1 rRNA gene is annotated in these 564 nt (G+C 58.5%); it reads left to right on the forward strand.

The annotated features are described in order from the left end of the window. Positions 1–564 (forward strand): 23S ribosomal RNA (locus IE251_RS40495); the annotation flags it as partial.

Consider the following 564-nt stretch of genomic DNA (forward strand, 5'->3'; position numbering starts at 1 on the left):
CGATAGTCCCCGGGGAGTCGTCAACCAGGCTTTGATCCGGGGGTTTCCGAATGGGGAAACCCGGCAGTCGTCATGGGCTGTCACCCTTGCCTGAACACATAGGGCAAGTGGAGGGAACGCGGGGAAGTGAAACATCTCAGTACCCGCAGGAAGAGAAAACAACCGTGATTCCGGGAGTAGTGGCGAGCGAAACCGGATGAGGCCAAACCGTATGCGTGTGAGACCCGGCAGGGGTTGCGTATGCGGGGTTGTGGGATCTCTCTTCCACGGTCTGCCGGCCGTGGGACGAGTCAGAAACCGTTGATGTAGGCGAAGGACATGCGAAAGGTCCGGCGTAGAGGGTAAGACCCCCGTAGTCGAAACGTCAGCGGCTCGTTTGAGAGACACCCAAGTAGCACGGGGCCCGAGAAATCCCGTGTGAATCTGGCGGGACCACCCGCTAAGCCTAAATATTCCCTGGTGACCGATAGCGGATAGTACCGTGAGGGAATGGTGAAAAGTACCGCGGGAGCGGAGTGAAATAGTACCTGAAACCGTGTGCCTACAAGCCGTGGGAGCGTCGGA

This window comes from Streptomyces eurythermus, from assembly GCF_014649115.1.
Taxonomy (GTDB): domain Bacteria; phylum Actinomycetota; class Actinomycetes; order Streptomycetales; family Streptomycetaceae; genus Streptomyces; species Streptomyces eurythermus.